This window comes from Streptomyces sp. W16, assembly GCF_033194735.1.
Lineage (GTDB): Bacteria > Actinomycetota > Actinomycetes > Streptomycetales > Streptomycetaceae > Streptomyces.
Genome location: NZ_JAWOAI010000770.1, coordinates 1 through 3,468, shown reverse-complemented (window position 1 = coordinate 3,468; position 3,468 = coordinate 1). Strand labels below are relative to the sequence as shown.

The 3,468-nt window shown below is 71.5% G+C and carries 3 protein-coding genes; 1 reads left to right on the top strand and 2 read right to left on the bottom strand.

Annotated elements, in window-relative coordinates:
* Both R6V09_RS48915 and R6V09_RS48910 read right to left on the bottom strand, forming a co-directional pair.
* On the bottom strand, positions 1–1,101 hold a 1,101-nt coding region (locus R6V09_RS48915; RefSeq protein ID WP_317887903.1), incomplete at its 3' end, for a thiolase family protein.
* Positions 1,094–2,509 carry a class I adenylate-forming enzyme family protein gene (locus R6V09_RS48910; protein ID WP_317887902.1) on the bottom strand — a complete coding sequence of 472 codons (1,416 nt, stop codon included), beginning with the start codon at positions 2,507–2,509 and terminating at the stop codon, positions 1,094–1,096. The genes R6V09_RS48910 and R6V09_RS48915, both read right to left, overlap by 8 nt.
* A gap of 66 nt (positions 2,510–2,575) precedes the next feature.
* Between R6V09_RS48910 and R6V09_RS48905 the strand changes: the two genes are divergently transcribed.
* Positions 2,576–3,337, top strand: a complete 762-nt coding sequence (locus R6V09_RS48905; protein ID WP_317887901.1) for an SDR family NAD(P)-dependent oxidoreductase — start codon at positions 2,576–2,578, stop codon at positions 3,335–3,337.
* Positions 3,338–3,468: the final 131 nt, after the last annotated feature.

The window sequence follows — 3,468 nt, the reverse complement described above, 5'->3', positions numbered from 1 at the left end:
CGCGCACATCGCGGCGACGCCGATGCCACCGCCTCGGCGGCGCAGTTCGTGCACGAGCGTGACCAGCATCCGTGCGCCGGTCGCGGCGACCGGGTGGCCGAGGGAGCAGCCGCTGCCGCTGACGTTCACGCGGTCGGGGTCGAGACCGAGCAGTTTCACCGCGGCGACGGGCACGGCCGCGAAGGCCTCGTTGATCTCGAAGAGGTCGACGTCGGTCGTCGAAAGTCCCGCGCGGGCAAGGGCTTTGGGGATCACCTTCACCGGAGTGAGGCCCGTCTCGGCGGGGTCGGCGCCGACCGAGGCCCAGGAGCGGACGACGGCGAGTACCGGCAGGCCCAGCCGGTCGCTGGCCACCACCAGCGCGGCGGCACCGTCGTTGGCGCCGCCCGCGTTGCCCGCCGTGATGGAGAAGCCGTCTATCTCCGGGTGGAGCGGCTTGAGCGAGGCCAGCTTCTCCAGGCTCGTGGTGCGGCGGGGGTGTTCGTCGACGGAGAACAGGCCGTGCGGTGTGTCGATGGGCACCAGCTCGGCGTCGAAACGCCCTTCGTCGATGGCGCGAATGGCGTTCTGGTGCGAGCGCAGCGCCCAGGCGTCCATGTCGGCGCGGCTCAGGCCCGCTCGTACGGCGGTGTTCCAGCCGACCGTGATCGACATGTCCAGGTTGGGGGCGTCGGGGCGGTCGGGATGCGTGGGCGGACTCCATGGCTCGACCCACTCCCCGTCCACGCGGAAACGCTGTTTCGGGGATGTGGAAGCCGAGTTGACCCCGCCGGCGATGACGAGTTCGTCCATACCCGCGCGGATGCTGCCCGCCGCGCTCTGCACCGCCGCGAGGCCGGCGGCGCAGTGGCGGTTGTGAGCGAGGCCGGGTACGGCGGTGAGGCCGACGGTCAGTGCCGCGTGCCGGGCGACGACCCCGCCGCCGTAGAGGCCCTCGCCGAGGATCACGTCGTCGATGGCGTCCGGGTCGAGGCCGTCCGTGGCGGCAGCGGCGGCGACGATGTGGTGGGCCAGGTCGAACGCGGTGGTGTCGCGGAGGGTGCCCTTGACGGCGGTGCCGACGGGGGTACGCAGGGCGGACACGAGGACTGCTTCAGGCATGGGTGGTCTCCAACTCGGCCAGCAGGGTTCGGCGCAGCAGCTTTCCGGTCTCGGTCTTGGGCAGTTCGGCGCGGAAGACGATCGTGTCGGGGGTCTTGGAGGAGCGCAGCCGGTCCCTGACCCACTGGCGGACCTCCGCCGGATCGCCCTCGCCGACCACGACAGCGACGATCCGCTGTCCCCACTCGGGGTCGGGCACGCCGATCACCGCGGCCTCCACGATCCCGGGGTGGGCGACGAGCACGTCCTCTATCTCGGCGGGAGCGATGTTCTCGCCGCCGCGGATGATGGTGTCGTCGGCGCGGCCCTCGATGAACAGGTAGCCGTCGGCGTCCAGGCGGCCCCGGTCCCGGGTGGGGAACCAGCCGTCCGCGTCGAGGGCGCTGCGTCCGCCGTATTCGCCGGAGATCTGGTCGCCGCGCACGAAGACGAGTCCGGTCTCCCCGGCACGGGCCGGTTTCCCGTCGTCCTCGCGGATCTCGATCTCGACGCCGGGCAACGGCCGCCCCACGGAGCCGAGCCGGTCCCGTACGGCCGGGTCGGCGGATGCCAGCGCCTCGCGGTGGTCGTCCGGCCCCAGTACCGCGACCGAGGAGGCCGTCTCGGTCAGGCCGTACGCGTTCACGAACCCCGTGCCGGGGAAGATCTCCAACGCCCGCTCCACCACGGGCCGCGGGGTCCTGGCCCCGCCGTAGGCGAGGCTCCGGAGCGTGGGCGTACCGGCGTCGTCCGCCGGGACCTCGGCGACGATGCGGGCCAGCATGGTGGGCACGACGAGTGCGTGCGTGACCTGCTCGCGGCGCGCGGTCTCCAGCCACTCCGCCGCGTCGAAGGCGGAGAGGTACACGAGGCGGCGGCCCGAGTAGAGGTTCGTCAACAGGTTCATCAACCCGGCCACGTGGTACGGCGGGACGGCCACGAGCGCCGCGTCGCCCTCATCGGCGGAGCCGAACTCCTGGGTGTTGAGCACGTATGCCAGCAGGTGGCGGTGGCGCAGCAGGGCCGCCTTGGGTTCGGCCGTCGTGCCGCTGGTGTAGAGGACCACCGCGACGGAGTCCTGGTCCGGGGCCGACTCCGGTGCGCCGGGGTCCTCTTCGGTGCTCAGCAGGGCGTCGAGGTCGGTGGGGCGCAGCACCAGGGCACCGGGGTGGCGGGCCAGGAGGCGGTTCAACTGGTGTTCGCCGAGGCGGTAGTTGAGGGGGATGAACGGGATGCCCGCCAGGGCGGCGCCGAACAGGGCGACCGGGTGGGCGAGGTGACTGGGGCTCAGATAGAGCACGGCCGGGTGGCCTTGGAAGCGGTGTGCGGCGGTGCGGGCGCGGGCGAGCAGTTCCGAGGCGGTCAGGGAGCGGCCGTTCGCCGTGACCACCGGTCGGTCGCCGCCCGAGGCCACCATCTCCAGAATCATGGTTATATTCATGAGAATGCTATTCTCGTCTCACTAGAGCGCTGTTCGCAAGAGAGGAAATCCTTGATGCAGATCAGTGGGAGCTCCGCGGTCGTCGTCGGCGGGGCGGGCGGCCTGGGCGAGGCCACCGTCCGTCGGCTGCACGCGGCGGGAGCGAAGGTCGTCGTAGCCGATCTGGCCGACGAGAAGGGCAAGGCCCTGGAGCAGGAGTTGGGTGTGCGTTATGTGCGCACCGACGCCACCTCCGAGGACGACGTCCAAGCGGCGCTCGCCGAAGCCGAGTCGGCGGGACCGCTCCGGATCTCGGTCGACGCGCACGGCGGTCCGGCGAGCGGTGGCCGGCTGGTCGGCAAGGACGGTTCCCCCCTGGACCTCGCGGGTTTCCGCACGACGATCGACGTGTATCTCACCGGGGTGTTCAACGTGATGCGCCTGGCCGCCGCCGCGATCGCCCGTCAGGAGCCGGTGGACGGCGGCCGGGGTGTGATCGTCAGCACGGCGTCGATCGCCGCGTATGAGGGGCAGATCGGCCAACTCCCTTACGCGGCGGCCAAGGGCGGGGTCGTCAGCATGACCCTGGTCGCCGCCCGCGACCTGTCTCCGCTCGGCATCCGGGTCGTCACGATCGCTCCGGGCACTTTCAACACGCCGGCCTATGGCAAGGCGGGCGACCAGTTGGAGGCCTACTGGGGGCCGCAGATCCCGTACCCCAAACGCATGGGGCTGCCGACCGAGTACGCGGGGCTGGTGCAGCACATCGTCGAGAACGACTATCTCAACGGCGAGGTCGTCCGTCTCGACGGCGCTCTCCGGTTCCCGCCGAAGTGACCGACGTGGGTGAACTGACGGGCGTGAGCGGCTCGTTGAAGGGCAAGGTCGCGTTTGTCGCGGGCGCCAGCCGTGGCATCGGCCGTACGGTCGCGCTGGCGCTCGCCGAGGCGGGCGCCTCGGTCGCGGTC